15 protein-coding genes are annotated in these 23,895 nt (G+C 37.4%); 9 read left to right on the plus strand and 6 right to left on the minus strand.

Annotation, left to right across the window (positions count from 1 at the left end):
• Positions 1-102 precede the first annotated feature (102 nt).
• The 5 genes from QM481_RS21905 to QM481_RS21925 form a co-directional block, all read right to left on the minus strand.
• Entirely contained in the window at positions 103-969 is an 867-nt protein-coding gene (locus QM481_RS21905) for a transglutaminase family protein (RefSeq protein ID WP_283383334.1), read from the minus strand.
• Entirely contained in the window at positions 959-3,532 is a 2,574-nt protein-coding gene (locus QM481_RS21910; protein ID WP_283383335.1) for a circularly permuted type 2 ATP-grasp protein, read from the minus strand. Before QM481_RS21910 ends, QM481_RS21905 begins: the two co-directional genes overlap by 11 nt.
• Positions 3,533-3,801: 269 nt before the next feature.
• The gene (locus QM481_RS21915) at positions 3,802-7,227 is read right to left on the minus strand and encodes a transglutaminase family protein (protein ID WP_283383336.1); all 3,426 of its coding nucleotides are present in this window, start codon (positions 7,225-7,227) and stop codon (positions 3,802-3,804) included.
• A gap of 594 nt (positions 7,228-7,821) precedes the next feature.
• Entirely contained in the window at positions 7,822-8,742 is a 921-nt protein-coding gene (locus tag QM481_RS21920) for a ParB N-terminal domain-containing protein (RefSeq protein ID WP_283383337.1), read from the minus strand.
• 7 nt (positions 8,743-8,749) lie between these two features.
• Positions 8,750-9,706 carry a ParA family protein gene (locus QM481_RS21925; RefSeq protein ID WP_166551195.1) on the minus strand — a complete coding sequence of 319 codons (957 nt, stop codon included), beginning with the start codon at positions 9,704-9,706 and terminating at the stop codon, positions 8,750-8,752.
• A 926-nt stretch (positions 9,707-10,632) separates the two neighbouring features.
• Between QM481_RS21925 and QM481_RS21930 the strand changes: the two genes are divergently transcribed.
• Positions 10,633-12,057, plus strand: a complete 1,425-nt coding sequence (locus QM481_RS21930) for a replication initiation protein (protein ID WP_283383338.1) — start codon at positions 10,633-10,635, stop codon at positions 12,055-12,057.
• A 50-nt stretch (positions 12,058-12,107) separates the two neighbouring features.
• Here QM481_RS21930 and QM481_RS21935 read toward each other — a convergent pair whose 3' ends face one another.
• The gene (locus QM481_RS21935) at positions 12,108-12,449 is read right to left on the minus strand and encodes a thioredoxin family protein (RefSeq protein WP_283383339.1); all 342 of its coding nucleotides are present in this window, start codon (positions 12,447-12,449) and stop codon (positions 12,108-12,110) included.
• A gap of 389 nt (positions 12,450-12,838) precedes the next feature.
• Between QM481_RS21935 and QM481_RS21940 the strand changes: the two genes are divergently transcribed.
• The 8 genes from QM481_RS21940 (at position 12,839) to QM481_RS21975 (ending at position 23,795) form a co-directional block, all read left to right on the plus strand.
• Positions 12,839-14,983 (plus strand): bifunctional aldolase/short-chain dehydrogenase, encoded by a 2,145-nt coding sequence (locus tag QM481_RS21940; RefSeq protein WP_283383340.1) that lies wholly within the window; start codon positions 12,839-12,841, stop codon positions 14,981-14,983.
• A gap of 80 nt (positions 14,984-15,063) precedes the next feature.
• Entirely contained in the window at positions 15,064-15,378 is a 315-nt protein-coding gene (gene rhaM / locus QM481_RS21945) for an L-rhamnose mutarotase (protein ID WP_283383341.1), read from the plus strand.
• Between the two features lie 33 nt (positions 15,379-15,411).
• On the plus strand, positions 15,412-16,686 hold the full coding sequence (locus QM481_RS21950; protein WP_166551190.1) for a sugar isomerase: 1,275 nt from the start codon (positions 15,412-15,414) through the stop codon (positions 16,684-16,686).
• A gap of 145 nt (positions 16,687-16,831) precedes the next feature.
• Positions 16,832-18,235 (plus strand): FGGY-family carbohydrate kinase, encoded by a 1,404-nt coding sequence (locus QM481_RS21955; protein WP_283383342.1) that lies wholly within the window; start codon positions 16,832-16,834, stop codon positions 18,233-18,235.
• 234 nt (positions 18,236-18,469) lie between these two features.
• Entirely contained in the window at positions 18,470-19,210 is a 741-nt protein-coding gene (locus tag QM481_RS21960) for a (Fe-S)-binding protein (RefSeq protein WP_283383343.1), read from the plus strand.
• A 134-nt stretch (positions 19,211-19,344) separates the two neighbouring features.
• On the plus strand, positions 19,345-20,721 hold the full coding sequence (locus tag QM481_RS21965; RefSeq protein WP_166551188.1) for a lactate utilization protein B: 1,377 nt from the start codon (positions 19,345-19,347) through the stop codon (positions 20,719-20,721).
• A gap of 174 nt (positions 20,722-20,895) precedes the next feature.
• Complete coding sequence (locus tag QM481_RS21970) at positions 20,896-21,480, plus strand: LutC/YkgG family protein (protein WP_283383344.1); 585 nt, start codon at positions 20,896-20,898, stop codon at positions 21,478-21,480.
• Positions 21,481-21,713: 233 nt separating this feature from the next.
• The gene (locus tag QM481_RS21975; RefSeq protein ID WP_283383345.1) at positions 21,714-23,795 is read left to right on the plus strand and encodes a beta-galactosidase; all 2,082 of its coding nucleotides are present in this window, start codon (positions 21,714-21,716) and stop codon (positions 23,793-23,795) included.
• The last annotated feature ends 100 nt before the right edge of the window (positions 23,796-23,895 follow it).

Consider the following 23,895-nt stretch of genomic DNA (forward strand, 5'->3'; position numbering starts at 1 on the left):
GATAAGGGAAATAAATCGATAGATACAAAAAAAGGATAACCCTACTGAGTTATCCTTTCTATCACTATTTTACTTGAATTATTATCTTTTGTTTATCATTTATTAAACAGGGATTACATCTACCGAAACCGATAATTGGTGCCCCCCAGAACTAAAGATTACTCCTTTCAATGGTGCAACATCACTGTAGTCACGACCATAAGCCGTAATAATATGGCGCTCTTGAGGAACCATGTCGTTAGTCGGGTCAAATTCACACCAGCCCATCTCAGGGATATACACCGAAATCCAAGCGTGAGAAGCATCCGAGCCTTGTAACTTCTGTTGTCCAATTGGAGGAAGCGTTTCGATATATCCGCTAACATATCTCGCTGCCAGTCCCACACTTCGAAGACAAGCAATCGCCAAATGTGAAAAATCTTGACAAACACCTCTTCGTTCTTTTAACACCGTTTTAATAGGCGTATAAATAGAAGTAGCATTTGAAACAAACTTAAACTCTTTGAAAATCTTATGACATAACTGCATGACACCTTCATAAAGTACAATATTACCTTGCAAGCAACCAAGCGCAAACTCTTGTATTTCAGCGTCCCAGTTAATGAAAGGACTTGGTAGCATATATTGTAAAAGTTCAACTTTAAGTTCACGGTTATTCCAAAGTATATTTTTACAATCTTGAACTGTTAAGGTAGATATATTCTTTTGAATTTTGGGTAAACTCTGAACTTTACTAACAGCCTGCACAATCAATTCTTGATGAGGAACATGGATTGAAAAATAGTGTACTGTATTTCCAAAATAATCTTTTCTTTCAATAATTTCATTGGGAGATGGTGTTATTGTTAATTTAAAACTATCACAAACTTGACCTTCCAAATCTTTCGGTTTCAAACACACCAAACTATGATAATTATTAACTGTCTCGTAATATTTATAGGAAGTTTTATGAATTAAGTTATATTTCATTCTGACTCGAATTTTCGGTACTACTCAAAAAAGAATGTTGTATTTCGGTATGAGTAAAGTACAAATTTGTCAAAGAGTTGTTTACTGATAAGATTAAATCAAATACTTCTGCCAGTAAGCTATCTAAGTATTCACGATACAAGGTATCTTGCTCGAAAATGACCATTTGAGAAACATCGGCGAGTTTGATCTTCATAGTTGCCTGAAGGACAGCCTTCTGCGCCAAATTTAGACGCTCTGTATGTGATGGTTTGGGTAATTCTGATAAACAACGCCCCAGTTCATCCAACTGAAAAGCCAAAGAATAAGGTAGTTTTGTTTCCAAAAAAATCATATCAAGCATGGCTTCCAAATTCAAGTTGGATTTATAAAGCTGTCGATAATGAATCAACAAATGATGGTTGATAAGAACTGCTTCAATAAGTTCATTCTCAATGTGGGATTCGCTTTTAAAGCTAAAACAAGCACGAATTGTACTGATTTTTAGTAAAATTCTTTCAATAAACTTTCCAGATTCGAACAAATAAAACCCACTATCCCTTGGCATAGTATCGGCTACAATTCCATAAAAAGTAAATAAACGTGCATGAAGTTTATCTAATATCTTTTGCATCGTGTTGCTATTGGAATAAGCATCGTCGGGTCGTTTAATTTTTTTAAATGTATTCTCAATCGAGTAAATAGCACGCCATGTATCATGATTCCACCGATCACTAACAGAAATCACACCTCTCAAAAAAGCCTCAGTACTGGAAGCCACGGATCCCAATATTTTAAGATCATGAACAATCTTGTGTATTTCGGAGTAGGGATTAGCCAATAGTTCAGGTTTTTCCTCATCTAAAAATCCAGGATAAGTTAACGTCAAGTGTGTTAGACCTTTCAACAAAACTTCGATATGCTCTGATTTTGAAGCATTCCCAAACTTGACACTTTCATGGAGTGCATTAATCAACAACTTGATATATTTGGTAGTCGACATAGTTCGCTCGGCATAACGACCAACCCAAAAAAGATTCTCAGCACTTCTACTAGGCAAGGAAGTATGATGATGCACCGACTCTTTGGGCATTTCGATGCGAATCTCCTTTTGCGCTATTTCAGTGTCAGATACAATCCAAGTATCTTTAGAACACCCCCCATGTTGATGCGAAACTTCAAAACGACCTTTTACAGCAGAACTTCTTGTCAGCCCGCCTTGCATAACCATATAGTCGTCGCCATTGGCTACCAAGTAAGCTCGAAGCGCCGCCAAACGAGGCACCAACTTCCCATTTACCAAGGCTGGTGTGGTCGAAAGTCCAATTTCTTCTTGGGCAACGTATTCGTGAGGTGCCAGTAAAATTTGTTGTATTAACTCTTCTCGCTGTTCTGGCGTTAACAATCTGCCATATACAGAACGAAAAACTTGCTTACGATTCGCTTTTTTAATGATAAGTTGAGGCAGGTTTTCAATCACATAATTGAGTTCATGTTGATGTCCACACCACCATGTGGCAATGGAAGGTAATATCAACTCTTCTTTCAGAAAAAAGCGACAAGCAGCCGCCATAAATGCTAAAAGTCCACTATTTTCAAGAACTCCAGCTCCTGGTGTGTTGACCACTGCAACATTGCCTAAGCGCATAGCCTGTAATAAGCCAGGAATGCCCAATCGAGAATCCTCCCGCAACTCAAGCGGATCACACCAATCGTCATCTACTCGACGAATTATCACATCAACCTTTTCTAAGCCATCTATTGAACGTAGCCATACAAAACCATCTCTCACTACTAAATCATCGCCCTGAACCAAAGTATAGCCCAAATACGAAGCCAAATACGCATGTTCGAAATAGGTTTCATTACCTGAACCTGGGGTCAGGTACACAATAGTCGGATGTTCTCGACTTTTTCCTGTCAGAGCAGTAACTTCTTTATGAAAAGTTTTGAAGAAAGGAGAAAGACGGTTAACTGTCATACCAGTGGTCAGTTCAGGCAATATGGCACTCATAACTGTACGGTTTTCCAGTGCATATCCCGACCCTGAGGGCGCTTGAGTACGATTGTCAACTACCCACATGCGACCATCTGGTCCACGAGCTATATCTACTGCATGAACAAGTAATTGTTTTTCGGATGATAATTTTACATCCATACAAGGGCGAAAGAAGCCACTATTTTCGTAAATCAACTCAGGAGGTAATATACCTTCTTTTACTAAAAGTTGAGGTCCATAAATATCTTTCAGCATCAAATCCAACACCACGGCTCTTTGCTTCAACCCTTCCGATATCAAATCCCATTCTGACTTTTCCAATAAAAAAGGAATAGGGTCTAATTGCCAAGGTCTAGCGCTTACCTCAGAACTACCATATACGTTATAAGTAACACCATTTTCACGTAGTTTATTAGCTAATTCCTGACTACGCACCACGAGTTGTTCCATACCCAACTTTTCGAGGGTATCAAACATTTTTTTCCAATAAGGTTTTACTTGTTGATTGGCGTCCAAAATTTCGTCGTAAGACTCTATTTCGCCAAGGTATGCTTTGAGTAAACTATCTTTCACTTCAGTAATCATATTATCATAAGCAAGCACTCAAAATATTGACTGCAAAATGGTAAATCATTTACGATTTATTTATCTCATATAATTCTATGAGCGTAAAAAGTATAAATGTAAGTATTTACGAAAAAAATACAAGGATAGGTTATCCCGACGAATCAAAAAACATCAGATAACCTATCCCTTTCAAAAGTCTTACTCAATTGTTTTCTACAAATGATAAGTTAGGAGTCTGTAAATATTTTTAAACTCATACCTTACCACTCCTAGCACTACAGATAAACTTATCTCGCCTTCCAGAATCTTCTCAAGTCGAGTGTAGTAGGATATTCAGCATTAATCAGCTCAACAGGCGTATCGATTTTCATTTCCTTTTTGTTTTCAGCCACAAATCGTGAAGGCGCTGTATTAAATCTAACAGGAGCAGGCACCATCTCTGTTGTCGATGGAGTATGTCCAAAACCCCAGAAGCGACTAATTCTTCTCGACTCCGCCTCGTAGCTATTAATCGGATACGTATCAAAACTTCTTCCACCTGGGTGTGATACAAAATAGGTACATCCACCAATCACACGGTTATTCCAAGTATCTACAATATCAAATACCAATGGTGCATCGACACCAACTGTAGGATGGAGAGCAGACGGTGGGTTCCAAGCTTTGTATCTAATTCCAGCTACATATTCGCCTTTAGTTCCTGTTGGACGTAATGGCACTCGACATCCATTACAAACTAAAATATGTCGATCCTGAACAAATCCAGAAACTTTAACTTGTAGTTTTTCTAATGATGAGTCCACAAAACGAGCGGTGCCAGAATTTGAGAGTTCTTCGCCAAGTACATGCCAAGGCTCGATTCCTAAACGAAGCTCCAGTTGTAGATTATCGACAGTTACCCCACCATGGTGTGGGAATCTGAATTCGAAAAAGGCATCAAACCATGAAATATCAAAGTCATAGCCTGCATCTTTCAAATCGTTTACTACATCAATCATATCCAAATAGGCGAAGTGAGGCAATAAAAATCTATCATGCAATTCTGTTCCCCAACGAACTAGTTTTTTCTTATATGGCTGTTTCCAAAACTTAGCAATCAAGGCACGAACTAGTAAATTTTGTACTAAATTCATGTGCTTGTGTGGTGGCATATCAAACGCTCTAAACTCCAAAATTCCCAAACGACCTGTAGAAGAATCGGGTGAATACAGCTTATCTATACAAAATTCGGTACGGTGTGTATTTCCTGTAATATCAACCAAGAGATTCCTGAAAATTCTATCTACCATCCAAAATGGCACATTGCCATCGTCTGGGATTTGGTCAAAAGCAATTTCGAGTTCATATAAACGCTCGTCACGACCTTCGTCAACTCGTGGTGCTTGACTTGTTGGACCAATAAATGACCCAGCAAATAAATAACTCAATACAGGGTGATGCTGCCAATAAGTAACTAAACTACGCAATAAATCAGGGCGACGTAAAATCGGACTATCAGCAGGTTTTGCTCCACCAATCGTTACGTGATTACCACCGCCTGTTCCTGTGTGTCGTCCATCTACCATAAACTTTTCTGTACCTAATCTCGACAGAAATGCTTCTTCATACAAAGCCGTGGTATTGTCAACTAACTCCTGCCAATTTTTTGATGGGTGAATATTTACCTCAATTACCCCAGGGTCTGGCGACACCACAAGTTTCTCCATTCTATAATCAGATGGAGGCGTATATCCTTCGATTCTTACAGGCATTTGCAGTATCTCTGCGGTAGCCTCAATAGAAGCAATAAGATCTAAATAATGCTCTAGGTATTCTGTTGGAGGCAGGAAGGCATATAGGATTCCTTCTCTTTCCTCAATTACCAAGGTTGTTTGAATCGTATTTACCTCAAACAACAAAGGCTTTTCTTCCAAGTCATCTGCCTTCTTTATTTTTTCTTCATCCTTAATTTTGGAGGCTTTTTTGACAGGAGCCACATAGTCAGGTGCTTCAGATCCATATCGTGCCTCGGCAACTGCACTATAATCTCCCAGTTCAGGTAAATCTTCAAATGGACTACGTTCTAGCGGTTCTTCTCTTTGAAATTTAGAAATCGCAGGTAAAGAATTTAACGGCAATCTTAAACCTACAGGAGAATTACCCGGAATTAAAAAGCAATTCTCTCTTCTAAACTCCCAAACACAACTTGTCCATGAGCTGGTATTCCAGTTCCATCGTATGGGTAAGGCAAAACCGACAGGGTTATTTAAGCCCTTTTCCAATACCTTGGCTAAGGTTCGACGTTCAATCGAATCCTTTAGGTTGACTGCCGATGGGTCTACATTCACAGGTAATTTACCTTCTTCTAACGTCCAATAAATAGGGTCTTCAAAAGCAGGGCATAAATTACTGGGACGGATACCCAAATATTTGGTGAGCTCTGTAGCAAATAGTTCTGCATCATGGAAGGTATAATTTGTTTGTCCTTCTTTTGCGATAAGGTCATCATTTTTCCAAATAGTATGTCCGTCTTTTCTCCAGTAAAGGGCATACTGCCAACGAGGGAACAATTCACCCGGATACCATTTCCCTTGCCCAAAATGCAATAAGCCTCCATGAGCAAAGCGATTTTTAAGGCGCAAAGCAAGATTATAGGCAAGTTGGCGCTTGAGTGGTCCATCGGCAGTCGAGTTCCATTCAGCAGATTCAAAATCGTCGATAGATACAAAGGTTGGCTCTCCTCCCATCGTCATACGCACATCCCCTTCTTGTAAATCTTTCTCTACGATATTCCCAACTTTCATGATTTTCTCCCACTGTTCGTCAGTATACGGTTTGGTTACCCTTGGGTCTTCATGAATTCGGAAAACTTTATTATCAAACTCAAAAGTTACTTCACAAATATCTGTAGCCCCAGTAACAGGCGCCGCGCTTGCATAATCAGGTGTACAGCACAATGGAATGTGTCCTTCTCCTGCAAATAATCCTGATGTTGGATCTAATCCAATCCATCCTGCACCTGGGATATATGCCTCAACCCAAGCATGTAAATCTGTAAAATCTTCTTCTGGGCCAGAAGGTCCGTCCAAGGATTTTATATCTGGCGTTAGTTGAACCAAATAGCCAGATACAAATCGAGCAGCAATACCTTTATGACGTAGAATCTGAACCAGTAACCAAGCTGAATCACGACAACTCCCACTTTTAATGGTTAGTGTGTCCTCGCAAGTTTGTACCCCTGGCTCCATTCGAATATTGTAATCAAGATGACCATAGACTTTTTGATTGGCATACACCAAAAAATCAACAGTATTAATATCTTCCTGAGCTTCTACTTCTTTCAAAAACTCCGTCAATAATAGTCCTGATTCACGTGCCTCTAGATATGGCACTAATTCTTTTGCTAAAATCTCATCGTATCTGAATGGAAATTTTTCGGCATATTCTTCCACGAAAAAGTCAAAAGGGTTAATCACTTCCATGCGAGCTATTACCTCAACTTCTACACTTAGCTCTTTTGTTTTTTCAGGAAAGACAACTCTTGCTTGATAATTTCCAAATGGATCTTGCTGCCAGTTAATAAAATGCTCTTCAGGAGTAATCTTTAAAGAATATCCTTCAATCGCAGTTCGTGAATGCGGTGCAGGTCTTAATCTAAAAATATGGGGAGACAAGCTGACGCTACGATCAAACTTATACTTAGTTTTATGAGAAATCGCAACTTTTAAAGACATACGAGATTATTTTGAAGGTTCAATCATGGATTTATGTAAAAAAAGTGAAAAAATCCATAAAATATCAACCTCCAAATGAAAATTTATACATTCTCTTAAAGAAATTATATTCTACTTAATATTCATTTTACTTTTTGATTATTTTAGAATACGCTCTTTATTCAAAATTATATTTTAGCATTATTGAGAAATAGCAACTTGCCCTTGATATCTATTTGTCATTGATCATGCTGTCTGAAATGCTCAAACCATAATGCTCAAAATGAGCAATATGATAGTGATGAAAATGCTCAAACCATAGTGCTCAAAATGAGCAATATGATAGTGATGAGAATGCCTAAACCATAATGCTCAAAATGAGCAATATGATAGTGATGAAAACGCTCAAACCATAATGCTCAAAATGAGCAATATGATAGTGATGAAAACGCTCAAACCATAGTGCTCAAAATGAGCAATATGATAGTGATGAAAACGCTCAAACCATATTGCTCAAAATGAGCAATATGATAGTGATGAGAATGCCCAAACCATAATGCTCAAAATGAGCAATATGGCTGATAACAAAAAAGAGGTCGATTGACCTCTTTTTTGTTAAAGTAATTCTTCTAGTTTACCAACTAACTTTTTTAATTCTTCTAGTCTTTCTTTATCCTTTGCATTAACAATTTTCTTTACAAGGGCTATAATTTCATTGGAACAATTGACAAGTGTATGGTTTGTTGGAACGGTTTCAACTCTTTCTACCAATCCACTTGTTTGTAACACCGTTACCAATTCATCAGCGCTTTCAATGGGTTTAGGTAACTCCTTTACTTTAGCGACTTTTTGTAAAAGCCCTTTTTCAATATTTTGATTTCCAGCCAAGACTTCATTTCGTAAGGTGGTAGACAATTTTCCCAGCCCTTCTGCAAACTCAGCATCACGGCGAATTGTAGCAGGACTTACTTTATATTCCTCAGATAGTTTCGATGCTGTGGAAACTTTCACCTTCTTACTTTCAAAATAATCATCGACGTTAATGAGTCCTTCGTCAGTAACACGGTCATATTTACCTCTTTCAGATTTTTCGTTGTTATAGCGCAAACCTCTGAAATAAGATGCCTGTTGAGGTGTAAGATTACGACGCCCCAATTGCAAATCAATCATATAGTCTTTTACTTCCTTCAAGGTGTTAAAAGACAGTAATTGAATATTAAAATTCAATTGATTGGTTTGACAAATTCGATAGCGGTTGTGTCCATCTATTAGGATATAGGCTGGTGTGGAGTCTTCTGTGGGACTTAATCCAGCTACACTTCGAGTGGTTTCCCATATCAATAGTGCATCTTTACATCCGTATTTTAAAATGTTTTGTTCAAGTTGTTGAGATTCTTCATCACTCAAAGGAGGTATAAAATCGCGAAGTTCTTCAAGGATTTGTATATTTTGCTTGATGGCCTCGAGGGATATGAGATTACTACCCAAGGCTTGCTTGGTTTTGGAGGCTATAACGTCTTTAAAATTTGCTTTCATCTAATCTCTATTTTACCACTTGTAAATACTGTATAAACTCTTCCGAAAACTCACGATACAATTTGGCTGCTTCCGAATTTTCAGCAAATTTGGATATTGTGCTTTGTTCTATTTGTGCTTTTTGAAAATCTACAAGATGTTTTATTTCAGTACGAAATACTCTGAACTGTGACATACTTTCTCTAACGTGTTCTTTCACGCCATCGTGTACAGAGTTTTTCTTTACCATGGTAAACACGATTCCGTCAATTTCAATAGCAGGGTTCCAGCTTGTACGAACTTCTGAAATTCTATCTAAAAGGGTGTTTAATCCTTTAACGGCTGATATTTCTGGTTGAAGTGTGATTAAACAGCTTTTGGATGCAATCAATGCCGAAGAGGTAAGTGCGTTGAGCGAGGGAGGGCAATCGATCAGAATGTAATCGTATTGCTCCATCAATGGGACTAATTTGTTTTTGAGCCTCGACACTCCCCCCAAAGAAATAATTAATTCAATTTCGGCCTTGGCCAAATCTATATCTGATGGACTAAGATCTAAATTTGGAGCAATATTCATGACTGGCAACTCATCTGCTTTCAGCAGGGCATCTACAACTTGCTTTTCTGGGGTATCTACTCCTAGTATTTGAGACAAATTTCCCTGAGGATCCATGTCTATCAATAATACATTAAATCCTTTTCTGGCTAAAGCTTCACCCAAAGAACCTGTCGTAGTAGTTTTACCAACACCTCCTTTGTGATTAATTATCGAAATCACACGAGCGTTTTGATAAAGATTCGGCGAATATCCATATTTAGTCAATACTGGTAATAGCGCAGCTAAATGCCTTTCATTAAGATTTCGCTCGCCTGTGATGGCTTTGGTAAGTGTTCCTTTCGCTAGTGTTGATTCCTTTTCTACAGTCGAAACAGAAAGTGCTGGATTATGTCTTAAGAATTTTAGGACTAATTCTTGGCTTATCATAGGTAAAATCGTTTGTATTACATTTCATACAAATATACCAAAAAAGTATCAGTTTTGATACAACTGCTTTATAATAATTCTTTCTTCAAGCAACATATTTTATTGAAAGTAAAAACTACTTTTATGGTGTCACTTTGCAAAAGATAAGCCACCAATAAAAACTACTTTTATGGTGTCATTTATAATTTTGATGGAATTTCAAAAAACTACTTTTATGGTGCGTTACAAGGTCTAATCATAAATTCAAAAAACGACTTTTATGGTGTCTATATTCCTCTATCGAGTTACCCAAAAACTACTTTTATGGTGCCATGAGGATTTTTTACAGCTTTTAAAAAACTACTTTTATGGTGTTTCGTTAATTTTTATCATTTTATAAAAACTACTTTTATGGTGCTGGTGCTGTTTTAACTACTTTCACTAAAAACTACTTTTATGGTGTCTCCACTTTCAATTCTTTCTCGTACGATTTTTATCCATGACTAATTTTAGAAGATTTTTAAACTTGAATTTTTAAGAAAAAAATTAATAAAAAATCAACAATTTCCTTTGTTGTCTTTTAAATCTTTTATTCTTTTAAATCTTTTAGGGGTCTGTAACTATTTGATTTTCAGTTTTTTAAGCACCATTAAAACTACTTTTATGGTGCTTAAAACTACTTTTATGGTGTATTAAAACTACTTTTATGGTGATTAAAACTACTTTTATGGTGTATTAAAACTACTTTTATGGTGATTAAAACTACCTGTATAAATTAAAAGTAGTTTTTGTGATGCTTTTTTTTTAATTACTCTTATTTTTGTACAATAAAGGAAAGAAACCGAAGTCTGTGACAATTTTTTGATTAAGGGTCTTAATAAAAAATTAAGTATTTCATTCTAAGCCAATTAGTATAAATACTCGGTTTCCCTAATGTCATGGAAGATATGAAGACAGAGAAAAGAGAGCAAGCTTTGGATAGCGTGACCAAAGACCCTTATCGGATTGTCAAGGGCAATCCTCTGATAGAAGCTCGTTTTGAGTTGACTCCGACTCAAATGAAGCTTTTTATTTACATGCTGTCGTTATTGGACATCAGCAAAGAAAGCTTTGTTCCACTAACTATCACAGTGAAAGACTTTCAAAAATTTACTGGTGTAGAAGGAGGAAGCTTGTATTCGCACCTGCAACAAGAGGTGAAGAAGATGATTGACAAGAAAGTTTATTACAAAGACGATCGCATAGAATTAGATTCACACTTGATAAGTGGCTATGTATATTTCAAAAAAGAAGGGTATTTTGTATTAGAATTTCCCAACCTCCTAAAACCTTTTTTATTACAACTCAAAGAAAACTTTACGGTATTAGATATTCGAAATATTTTACGGCTAGATAGTTCGTATGCGATGCGTTTTTATGAAATATGTAAAGAGAAAGAACGCATCGGGACATTTGAATTTGAAGTAGATAAGCTCAAAAGAATGTTTAACATTGAACACAAGTACAAAAACTACTTTGATTTTAAAATGAAAGTAGTCGTACAAGCACAAAACGAATTAATGAAAAATTCGGAATTGTATTTTGAGTTTAACGAAATCAAACAAGGGAAAAAAGTAGTTAAATTAAGGTTTGTAGTAAAGAAAAATAAACTAGAGGAAGTTGAAGATCCATTGGTAGAGCAAATATCGGCTAGTTTTAAAGAGGCTAATAAAGACCCATTGCCGTTGATAACGCAATCTATAGAAATTCAAGCAAACGAGACACTAAACTTAATTTACGAGCAGGTAAAAGATTTTGGGATTACTCAGCACACCATTAAAGAGTGGCTTGATGAAATATCAATAGAACAAATACAACTAGCAATTAACTATCTGAAAAAAGAACTTGCTACTGGACGAAATATCAAAAATATTGGAGGTTATCTGACCACCATGGTAAAAAGTCCAGACCTAATGCAAGCACAGCAACGGGAGGTAAAAAAGAAAGAGGAAGCCAAAAGAATACAAGCCAGTCAAAAGGCGGAAGTTCAAAGTAAAAAAGAACAACAATATCGGAAAGATCAACTATTAGAGGAGTATACAAATGCCAAGCGGTATGAAGCCAATAACATACTAAATCAAAATCCTCAGCTATACTTAAGTATTCTCGACAGAATGAGCGCTAATTTGCTTGGATCGATGCAGTATGATAGTTATCTCCAGTTTTGTGGTGGACAAATATCAATTGATACGTTTCTGACTTATTTTAACCTAGGAACGGGTTTTTATGGAATCGTAATGAATATCTTGGAGGCCGAATTTCCCGTATTTGGATATATCAAAGATGAATATCTACCTAAAGCAAAAGAAATAGGCTTGAGATTGACCTACTAGTAAAGAATAACAGAAAATGCATTGAACTAATTAGTCCAATGCATTTTCTGTTATTTGAGTAAATAAGGTTTGATAGTTTTGGTCTTAATAACCTGCTCCAATGAACTTTTGGTGATAATACCCACGTGTTTCCAAATAAGCTCGCCTTGTTGAAATAAAAACAGGGTAGGCATACTTTTTACACCAAAATAGTCGCTTATATTTTTCTCTCTATCCACATCTATTTTTTGTATCAATATCCCATCACCCATTTGTTTGCTCAAATCAGTTAAGATTGGAGCAAGTCCTTTGCAAGGCTGACACCATTGTGCATGAAACACCAACAAAAGCGGTGTTTTAGCATTAATATTAGCTTCGAGTGAAGCAGGAAGCTCTATTGACTTTTTTTTCATTGTGGATCGTCTCTTTTCAAGTCAAAATTACTCCTTTTATCATAAAGGAAAGTTGTTTTTCTACCAAAGGTGTGGTTTTTAGGTAGAAAAATTAAACAATTTTATAAAAAAACAAAATATTTTTATGATGTAACATTCAGTAAGTCAATTACTTATGATTATTTGCTTGTTTGATACAGGACGGTAAAGGAAAGTTGACTGAATTACAACTGTTAAGTTTGTGCTATCTAAGAAAAAAACAATTCGATATAGAATAAATGATAGAGAGATTTTTGGGATTAATCACATAACGAAATTTTAAATCTATCTTTAATTACCCTTTAAACAGAAATAAAACAATCTATTCAAAAGCGATGCAAATTCGCTTGAATATCAAATACCAAAAAACAATGACAACGATTTCAACAGTGGATGCAACTAAATTTAAGCATGTAAGCTATTTATGGGACGATGCCAAAGCAGCAGCGTTGGCAGGCGATGAAGTAGCTCTTTTCATTTACCGTTCAAACATGTTGGGTGCCGACCTTCGTTTGACTAACTATGGCGGTGGTAACACTTCTGTAAAGCTCAAGGATGTGGATCCATTAACAGGTCAGGAAACGGACATAATGTGGATTAAAGGTTCGGGTGGTGACATCGGTACTTTGAAAAAAAGCGGTTGTGCTGCGTTGTACGTAGATAGACTTCGTTCATTGGAAAATGTATATCGTGGAATCGAATTTGAAGATGAAATGGTAGCATTGTTCAACCATTGTATTTTTGATTTGGATTCAAAAGCGCCATCAATTGATACGCCTCTTCATGGATTCCTTCCATTTGCCCATATCGATCACCTTCACCCAGATGCTGCGATTGCAATTGCCGCTGCGAAAGATGGTCAAAAAATCACAGAAGAATTATTTAATGGCGAAATTGGCTGGGTAGGCTGGCAACGTCCAGGTTTCGACTTAGGATTGCAATTGCGTGCTTGTTTGGAAGAAGCTGCTGCAAAAGGAATCAAACTTCGTGGTATCATGTTGGGTTCTCACGGTTTGTTTACTTGGGGCGACACTGCTTACGAAAGTTATATCAACACGTTGGAAGTAATTGAAAAATGTGCTGAATATTTGGAATCTAACTACGGTAAATCTCGTCCAGTGTTTGGAGGTGCTAAAATCGATAGTTTGCCAGAAGCAGATCGTAAATTACAAGCAGCTAAAGTTGCGCCAATTTTACGTGGTTTCTGCTCATCAGAGCGCCAAATGATTGGCCATTTCACAGATGATGTACGTGTTTTGGAATTCATCAACTCTAACGATTTAGAGAAATTAGCTCCACTTGGTACATCATGTCCTGACCACTTCTTGCGTACTAAAATTTCTCCTTTAGTATTGGAATTGGCTCCAAGCGAAGATTTGTCTGATGTAGCAGGTATTAAAGCTAAATTGACTCCTGCGTTTGAGGCATACCGTGCGATGTACACAGAGTACTATAACACTTGCAAACATGATAACTCGCCAGCGATGCGCGACCCGAACCCAGTAGTAATTCTTTACCCTGGTGTAGGTATGTTTACTTTTGCAAAAGATAAAACTACAGCTCGTTTGGCTTCAGAATATTACATCAACGCTGTGAATGTAATGAAAGGTGCTGAAGCTGTTTCTGAATATACTTCATTGCCACGTCAAGAGGCTTTTGATATTGAATACTGGTTGTTGGAAGAAGCAAAATTGCAAAGAATGCCAAAACCAAAAGCATTGTCAGGTCGTGTGGCTTTAGTGACTGGTTCTGCTGGTGGTATTGGTAAAGCTATTGCTAAGAAATTTGCAGAAGAAGGTGCTTGTGTTATTATCAACGACATCAACGAAGAGCGTTTGGATGGTGCAAAGGCTGAGTTTGTTCAAATCTTCGGAAAAGATGCGGTAGCTTCTACTTTGTTGAACGTAACAGATGCAGCTAGTACTGAGCAAGCGCTTGATAATGCTTGTTTGGCATTTGGTGGGGTTGACATTGTTATCAATAACGCAGGTATCAGTATTTCAAAATCTATTGCTGATCATAGCTTAGAAGAATGGGATAGATTATATGATATTTTGGTAAAAGGTCAATTTATCGTTTCTAAAGCTGGTATCGAAGTAATGCGTAAGCAAGGTTTTGGTGGTGACATCGTAAATATTGTTTCTAAAAATGCGGTAGTTGCAGGACCAAACAACCCTGGTTATGGTTCGGCTAAAGCTGCTCAAGCGCATTTGACAAGATTGATGGCAGCAGAATTAGGTGCTGACAAAATCCGCGTGAATACTGTTAACCCTGATGCGGTTATCTCTGACTCAAATATTTGGGCAGGTGGCTGGGCTGAAGGTCGTGCAAAAGCGTATGGTATTACAGTAGCAGAGTTGCCAGCTTATTATGCAAAACGTACGTTGTTGAACGAAATCATTTTGCCAGTTGATATTGCTAATGCTTGTTTTGCGTTTGTTGGTGGTTTGTTGGGTAAATCAACAGGAAATGCCTTGAACGTAGACGGTGGTGTTGCAATGGGCTTCTATAGATAGATTTATTTAGCGAATGAGTAAATGAGCGATTTACAAACAAAATCATTCATTTGCTCATTTGCTCAATCACTCCATAAATTATGAAACGAGTTGCCTTCAAAATGCAATTGCATCAAGGACAGGTAGAAGAATACAAGCGTCGTCATGACGAAATTTGGCCTGAACTAGTAGAATTGCTCAAAAGCATAGGAATTGAAGATTATTCGATTTTCCTTGATCCAGACACTTATGCCTTGTTTGGCGTTTTAAAAATAGAAGACCCTGCATTGATGGATGAACTTCCTAAACATCCAGTTATGCAAAAGTGGTGGAAATATATGGGCGATATCATGGATGCCAATCCAGATAACTCCCCAGTAAGTGTACCACTCGTTGATGTATTTCATTTACCTTAGGACAAACTATCCGAATTTTAACAGAAACATCTCATGTTACTCGAATCATACAAAATTGCCTCACACAACGACTCTTTGTTGAAAGGCCACGAAAATAAATTGGCGTTTACTCGCTCTGAAATCGCTGGAACTGAAGAAATCATTCAAAAACTTGTTGACTTCCAAATTGCTATTCCTTCTTGGGCTTTAGGTACTGGTGGTACTCGTTTCGGACGATTTGCAGGTGGTGGTGAACCACGTACTTTGGAAGAAAAAATCGAAGACGTTGGTCTTTTACACACTTTGAACAAAGCTTCTGGGGCTATTTCGTTGCATATTCCATGGGATATTCCAACTGATCCTAAGGCGATTCGTGCTTTGGCTGCTCAGCATGGTTTGAAGTTTGACGCAGTAAATTCAAATACATTCCAAGATCAAGCTGATCAAGAACATACTTATAAGTTTGGTTCTTTACAAAATGTAAACAAAGCCATTCGTAAGCAGGCTATCGACCATAATATCGAGGTGATTAAGCATGGTATCGAGTTGGGTTCTGATTCATTGACTGTTTGGTTGTCAGATGGTTCTTGCTTCCCGGGTCAATTAAACTTTAGAAAGGCTTATCAAAATACCTTGGAAAGTTTGCAAGAAATTTACGCAGCTTTACCAGATGATTGGAAAATCTTTGTTGAGTACAAAGCATTTGAACCAAACTTCTACTCAATGACTGTAGGGGATTGGGGACAATCATTATCGTACGCTCGCAAATTGGGAGATAAGGCTTACACATTGGTTGACCTGGGACACCATTTACCAAACGCTAACATCGAACAAATTGTGTCGTTGTTGTTGATGGAAGAGAAATTGGGTGGTTTCCACTTCAATGACTCTAAATATGGCGATGACGATTTAACGGCTGGTTCAGTAAAACCTTATCAATTATTCTTGATTTTCAATGAATTAGTTGAAGGTATGGACGCTCGTGGTATGAATCATGCCAAAGATTTGGGCTGGATGATTGATGCTTCTCACAATGTAAAAGATCCTTTGGAGGATTTGTTACAGTCTGTTGAGGCTATCATGATTGCTTATGCTCAAGCACTTTCAGTAGACAGAAAAGCGCTTGAAGATGCTCAAGAAAACAACGATGTGGTTCGTGCTCAAGAAATTCTTCAAAATGCTTTCCGTACCGACGTTCGTGCTATCGTAGCTGAGGCTCGTTTGCGCGCAGGTGCTGCTTTGAACCCAGTAGCATTGTACCGTGAGTTGAAAGTAAGAGAAAATCTTATTGCTGAGCGTGGTCTGAAAACTGTATCTACTGGTTTGTAAGATTTTAAAAGAGAAACCTCTTCTCTTTTTCTATATACTTTAGAATTTGTATTCCCGAGTGACTAATAGCTCGGGAATATTCTTCCCTTCATTTACTGACATATCTGTTGAGGCCTTAGGCTGTTTTAAAATTCATTACCGAAATATGAATCCGATACCAGTTTGCGCAATCTTTGATATTGGCAAAACCAATAAAAAACTGTTTTTATTTGACGAACAATACCAAATTGTTTGGGAAAAAAGTATGCAATTCCCCGAAACTACCGACGAGGATGGGGATGCTTGCGAGGATGTAAACCTGCTGCAATCATGGGTATTAGAATCATGGAATGAAGTACTTTCGTTAGATAACTTTGTAGTAAATGCGCTTAATTTTTCAACTTATGGGGCAAGTTTTGTCTATGTAAATGAAGAGGGAAATGTATTGACTCCACTTTATAATTATCTAAAGTCCTATTCGGCTGAGCTGCAAAAGCAGTTTTATGATACTTATGGCGGTGAGGAAGAATTTGCAGTCAGAACTGCCTCTCCAGTATTAGGTTCTCTTAATTCTGGTATGCAGATTTATCGTTTGAAATACGAAAAATCTGAAATATTTGAGCAAGTAAAATATTGTCTTCACTTGCCTCAGTTTTTACATAGCCTCTTTACAAAAAAATATTATTCTGATATTACTAGTATTGGCTGTCATACCAATCTCTGGGATTTCAGAGTGCAGAAGTATCACGAATGGACTTCTCGCGAAAAAATTGAAACAAAACTACCAACACTTTTCTATTCAGACGAAGTGGTAAAATTAGCGAATGAGGATAAGACAGTATCTGTAGGGGTTGGCTTACACGATAGTTCATCAGCTTTGATTCCTTATTTGATAAATTTTCAAGAACCTTTTATTTTGCTTTCAACGGGAACATGGAGTATTACCTTGAACCCATTCAATGATATTCCGCTTACTTTTGAAGAGTTGCAATATGACTGTTTATGTTATATGCACTATCAAGGCAAGCCTGTAAAAGCTTCTCGTTTGTTTTCGGGTTACGAACATGAAATTCAAACGAAGCGTATTGCACATCATTTTGGCGTAGAAAATGATTTCTTCAAAACCGTAGCTTATGATGCACAAATCATCGATCGATTGAAAAATGCACAAAGCCCATCGGTTTCGGAAGAGGATAATAAATATGAACTATTAAAAAGTTCTTTATTTGAACATCGTGACTTGGCAGATTATTCATCGGTTGAGGAAGCTTACCATCAATTGATGTTGGATATTATGACCCAACAATTAATTTCTACGGAATTGGTTTTGCACAATTACCCTGTGAAGCGAGTTTTTGTAGATGGTGGTTTTAGTAAAAATCCTATATTCATGAACCTCTTAGCTGCTGCTTTTCCTGAATTAGAAGTGTTTGCGGCATCGATGGCACAGGCTAGTTCTTTAGGGGCTGCATTAGCGATTCATAAGCATTGGAATTCAAAAGCTTTGCCAGGAGATTTGATAGATTTGAAGTTTTATGCGTGTCAGCCGACGCTTTTACCTAAAGGTTAAGTTGAACCTCTATATCTCAAGTTATAGAAAACCAGTCTGAAATAAGAGTAGTTTTTTAGTAAAATACCTTATTTGAGTGGTGATTGAAAATATTTGACATATTTGGGTAAACATAAAAAAGTACAATTTGTTGATTATAATAGCTTTAGGCTTTTTTGAAGATCACTTTTATTGAATTTGAAATACATTTAAAGTGGTACGCTCAAGTGCCACCAATATGAAATATCCAAGATTATGCGTGTTGGCTTATTCATTCCTTGTTATGTTGACCAATTTTATCCTCAGATAGGAGTGGCAACTTTGGAGTTGCTCGAAAAATTGGGATGTGAGGTTCATTTTCCTTTAAATCAAACTTGCTGTGGTCAGCCGATGGCCAACTCAGGATTTGAACATTTGACAGGAGGATGTAATTCCTTATTCATTGATAATTTTGAAGGCTTTGATTATATCGTTTGCCCTTCTGGAAGTTGTACTTTGCATATTAAAGAACACTTACATGAGGAGAAAAGAGAAGATAAAGCTTCCACGATTCGTAAACGAGTTTATGAATTGACAGAGTTTTTGACGGATGTACTAAAAGTGGAGAATCTGGAGGCTAATTTCCCACACAGAGTAGGTTTGCATCAAAGTTGTCATGGTCAGCGAGGTTTGAAATTGGCACAAATGACGGAGTTGAATGCACCTTTTTTCTCAAAACCTGAACAATTATTGAAACAAGTCAAACAATTGGATTTGGTTTCTTTGTCTCGAAAAGACGAATGCTGTGGTTTTGGTGGAACTTTCTGTGTGACCGAAGAAGCCATTTCGGTACGCATGGGACAAGACCGTGTGAAAGACCATGAAGACAAGAACGTGGAGTTCATTACTGGAGGAGATATGTCTTGTTTGATGCACTTGGAAGGAATACTTCGTCGTCAACAAAGCCCTGTAAAAGTGATACATATTGCGGAAATATTAAATAGTACAGTCAAATAGATTTTGCTACCAACTTAAGTTATAATGCTGATTGGTAACTGTTAAATTGTGAATGTAAGGATCTAATTGTCAGTTTTACGCAAAGTTCACAACTCATCATTCAGCACTAGTACTTACTTATTCAGTAATCAAATATGGAATCTAAAGTTCTTGAACATAGCAAAGCCTCGGAGGTATTTAATAAAGACAAAGAGCGTGTAGGTTGGCATGACGAAACACTTTGGTTTGTAAGAAGTAAGCGAGATAAAGCTGCCCATAATATTCCTGATTGGGAATTATTGCGCTCTACGGCTTCGAATATCAAGCATAATGTGCTGTCAAATATGCACGACTATTTAGTCGAGTTTGAGAAGAATGCCTTGGCCAATGGCGTACATGTGCACTGGGCTGCCGATGCCGAGGAGCATAACAAGATTGTACATGGTATTATTGCTAAGCATGGCGTTACTCGTATGGTAAAGAGTAAGTCAATGCTGACCGAGGAATGCCATTTGAACGATTATTTAGCCAAAAATGGTGTTGAGGTAATTGACACTGACTTAGGTGAACGCATTGTTCAATTGCGCGATGAGCCACCAAGTCATATTGTTTTACCTGCGATTCACTTGAAAAAAGAGGATGTTGGTGAAACTTTCCACATACATTTAGGAACTGAAAAAGGAAATAAAGATCCGCAATATCTTACTGAAGCTGCACGCCATCACTTGCGTGAAACTTTCTTGACTCGTAAAATAGCACTGACAGGTGTGAATTTTGCAGTAGCTCAAACTGGAGAGTTTGTGGTTTGCACCAACGAAGGAAATGCAGATATGGGAGCCCACTTGGCTGATGTTCATATTGCATGTATGGGTTTTGAAAAATTAATACCTCGTCGTGAACACCTCGGTGTATTTTTGAGATTGTTGGCGAGAAGTGCTACAGGGCAACCTATTACAACATACTCGAGTCATTTCAAAAAGCCCCGTGAAGGTCAAGAAATGCACATTGTGATTGTCGATAATGGTCGCTCGACGCAGTTGGGTCGTGAGGATTTTCGTAACTCGTTGAAGTGTATTCGTTGTGGGGCTTGTATGAACACGTGTCCTGTGTATCGTCGTAGTGGTGGTCACAGTTATCATAATGCGGTTGCTGGTCCAATTGGTTCTATTTTAGCGCCTAATTTGGATATGCGTAAGAATGCAGATTTACCATTTGCCTCGACGCTATGTGGTTCATGCTCGAATGTATGCCCCGTCAAAATTGATATTCATGACCAACTTTATAAATGGCGTCAGGTGATTGTAAAAGAGGGCTATGCCACCACTTCCAAAAAACTAGGAATGGGCGCAATGACCTTTACATTATCAAATCCTGCTATTTATCAAACAGGAGGGAAAGTTGGGCGATGGTTTATGCGTAATATACCTTTTGTGGTTAATAATGGGTTAAATCCTTGGTTCAAAAATAGAGAAATGCCAGAGCCTCCAAAGGAATCTTTTAGAGAATGGTATCTGAATAATAAAAAATCTTAGTTTGTCCGAGAGGATTGACAAACGACAATGCAAAATTTGGAGTTTATCCATGACATAGTGAGGTGTAAAAGTCGGATTGGGTGAGAGATTTTCCACCCGCCTTCTTTTCTTCTATTTTGCATCAAACTAAAGTTGAATCACATTGATAAAACCTTCATTGGTTACCCAAATATCATGAGTAGCAGAGATAAAATTTTAGCAAAAATAGCTCAAAATCAACCAGAATTTAGTGCATTACCTGATTTGAAAGGATTGGGGAACGTCTATGAAAGCCCTGCCCAACAGTTTAAAACAATTTTGGAAGGTATTGGAGGTAAAGTAATCGAGTTTTCGGATTGGTCAGAAATAAAGGCTTTCGTCCACGAACATTTCGATTCGAATGCCAGAATTACCTCAACTCTTCCCGAATTGGCGGATATTGCCGAGCTTGATTGGGTCGATAATGACCCGCATACTTTGGAGAATGTTGATTTCACTATTATACGAGGTCATTTGGGCGTTGCTGAAAATAGCGCTATATGGATTACCGAATCCCTTTTGAAGCAACGTGTTTCGGCATTTATTCCACAATATTTGGCGATTGTTTTGGAAGCAAATTCTTTAGTATCATCAATGCATGAAGCTTATGCTCAAATCGGAATGGAGGAATATGGTTTTGCGACTTTCTTAGCTGGGCCTTCCAAAACGGCAGATATTGAACAATCATTGGTATTGGGTGCACATGGGGCTCGTGGTTTAACGGTGTTTTTAAAAGTGTAATTGGTATATCCTGATTTCAGGAATTGTTTTTAAATGTTTACTTGAATAATATTTATAAAATGTTCATTCAAGCACTGCGTTTTAGCGATTGAAGCTATCCTGAATAGGATAGCTTCTTTTTTGTTTTTTGATAAGTATCTGCAAAAATCCCTTTACTAAATTTAGACTTTACGAAGTATTTGTTTGACTATATTTATTGTATCTTTATGATTCAATAAATATCTTATTTTACTATGAAAAAAATTTGGTGCGCTATCTGCTTGGCTGTTGCTTCTCATTATGGTTTACAAGCTCAGAATTTCTCTCCCAAAACTCCTTATTATGGTGTAGCTTATTATGATGAGTATATGCCCTATGATAGGCTTCAGCAAGATGTTGAAATGATGAAAAAGGCTGGCATTAACGTGGTCCGTATTGCTGAGTCTACTTGGAGCACTTTAGAGCCTCAAGAAAATACCTTTGACTTTTCGCATATTGATCGAGTTTTAGATGCCATGCACAAAGCTGGAATTGCTGTAATTATAGGAACGCCTACTTACGCTGTACCAACTTGGCTGGTTCGTAAGCATCCTGATGTTTTAGCTGTGACCTCTCGTGGACAGAATCAATATGGCGCGCGACAAAATATGGATATTTCGAATGTGCACTATCGTGAAGCTAGCGAGAGGGTTATCCGCAAACTAATGGAACATGTTAGTAAGCATCCTGCTATAATAGGGTATCAAGTTGATAATGAAACTAAGGCTTACGGTACAGCAGGACCCAATGTACAAAAGGCTTTTGTAGAATATTGTAAACAAAAATTTGGAACACTTGATAAACTAAATAAAGCTTTTGGTTTTGATTATTGGAGTAACAGAATTAATACATGGGAAGATTTTCCTTCAACAGTTGGGACTATCAATGCAAGTTTCGCTGCTGAATTTGCTAAGTTCCAACGTAAATTGGTGGTTGATTTCTTGAAATGGCAAGCAGATATAGTTCGTGAATATAAGCGTCCTGAGCAATTTATTACCCAAAATTTTGACCTTGATTGGCGAGGGTATTCTTATGGGATTCAGCCTGATGTAGATCATTTTGCAACGGCTAAGACCTTGGATGTGGCAGGGATAGATATTTATCACCCTAGTCAAGACCAATTAACTGGGACTGAAATTGCTTTGGGGGGAGACATTACTCGTTCGATGAAGAATGGAAAGAATTATTTTGTATTAGAAACTGAAGCTCAAGGCTTTCCACAATGGACACCATATCCTAATCAATTACGTTTACAGGCATTTAGTCATTTAGCTTCTGGAGCCAATATGGTTGAATATTGGCATTGGCACTCAATTCATAACTCGGCCGAAACGTATTGGAAAGGTTTGCTAAGTCATGATTTTCAGCCTAATCCTACGTATAATGAAGCTATTACGATAGGTCAAGATTTTCAAAGAGTTGGACAAAAATTAATCAATCTTAAAAAGAATAATCAAGTAGCAATTCTATTCAGTAACGAGGCTTTGACAGCATTTAATGCATTTAGTTTTGGTTGGGGAGCTCGTGAGACTTATAATGATATTTTGAGACCTTACTATGATGCTTTATATAAAATGAATGTCGAGCTTGATTTTATCGACCCTTCAACAGAGGATATTTCGCAATACAAAGTAATTGTTGTTCCAGCGTTGTATGCTGCTCCAACAAATCTTTTGAAAAAACTGAATGATTTTGTCAAAAATGGCGGACATGTGGTTTATACTTTGAAGAGCGGTTTTTCTGACGAAAACGTCAAAGTCAGAACAGAAATACAACCTGCCATCATATCCGAAGCTTGTGGAGTACAATATTCCCAATTTTCAATCCCCAATGGCGTAAGTTTGAAAGATACAGAAGGAAAATGGACATCAGACAAAACTAAGGTAACCCAATGGATGGAATTGCTGACTCCAACAACAGCCAAAGTTTTGGCTAATTATGAGCATCCTCAATGGGGAAAATACGCAGCTATTACTCAAAATCAATTTGGTAAAGGAACAGCAACTTATGTTGGATGTTTGACCAGTGAGTTTGTTTACAAGCAGGTTTTACAAAATGTTTTAGATAAAGCTCAATTACCAAAGGAGAAATCAGGGTTGGAGTTTCCACTAGTTCATCGTTCGGGTACCAATCAACTGGGGAAGAAATTACATTACTATTTTAATTATTCAGGAGCTTCTCAAAATTTTACCTACAAAGAAAATGCTGGCAATGATTTGTTAGGTAATAAGGTAGTGACTGCTAATCAAGGAATATCGCTTGAGCCGTGGGGATTTGTGATAATAGAAGAGAAATAATAGGTTCTTTTTTAGCTAATGGATTGTCTTTCAAAAGAGTTTTGTACTCGTTTTGAAAGACAATTTCATTTTAAAGAGATTTATTTTTAAAAAACCATGA

It is taken from the genome of Flectobacillus rivi (assembly GCF_030056655.1).
GTDB lineage: Bacteria > Bacteroidota > Bacteroidia > Cytophagales > Spirosomataceae > Flectobacillus > Flectobacillus rivi.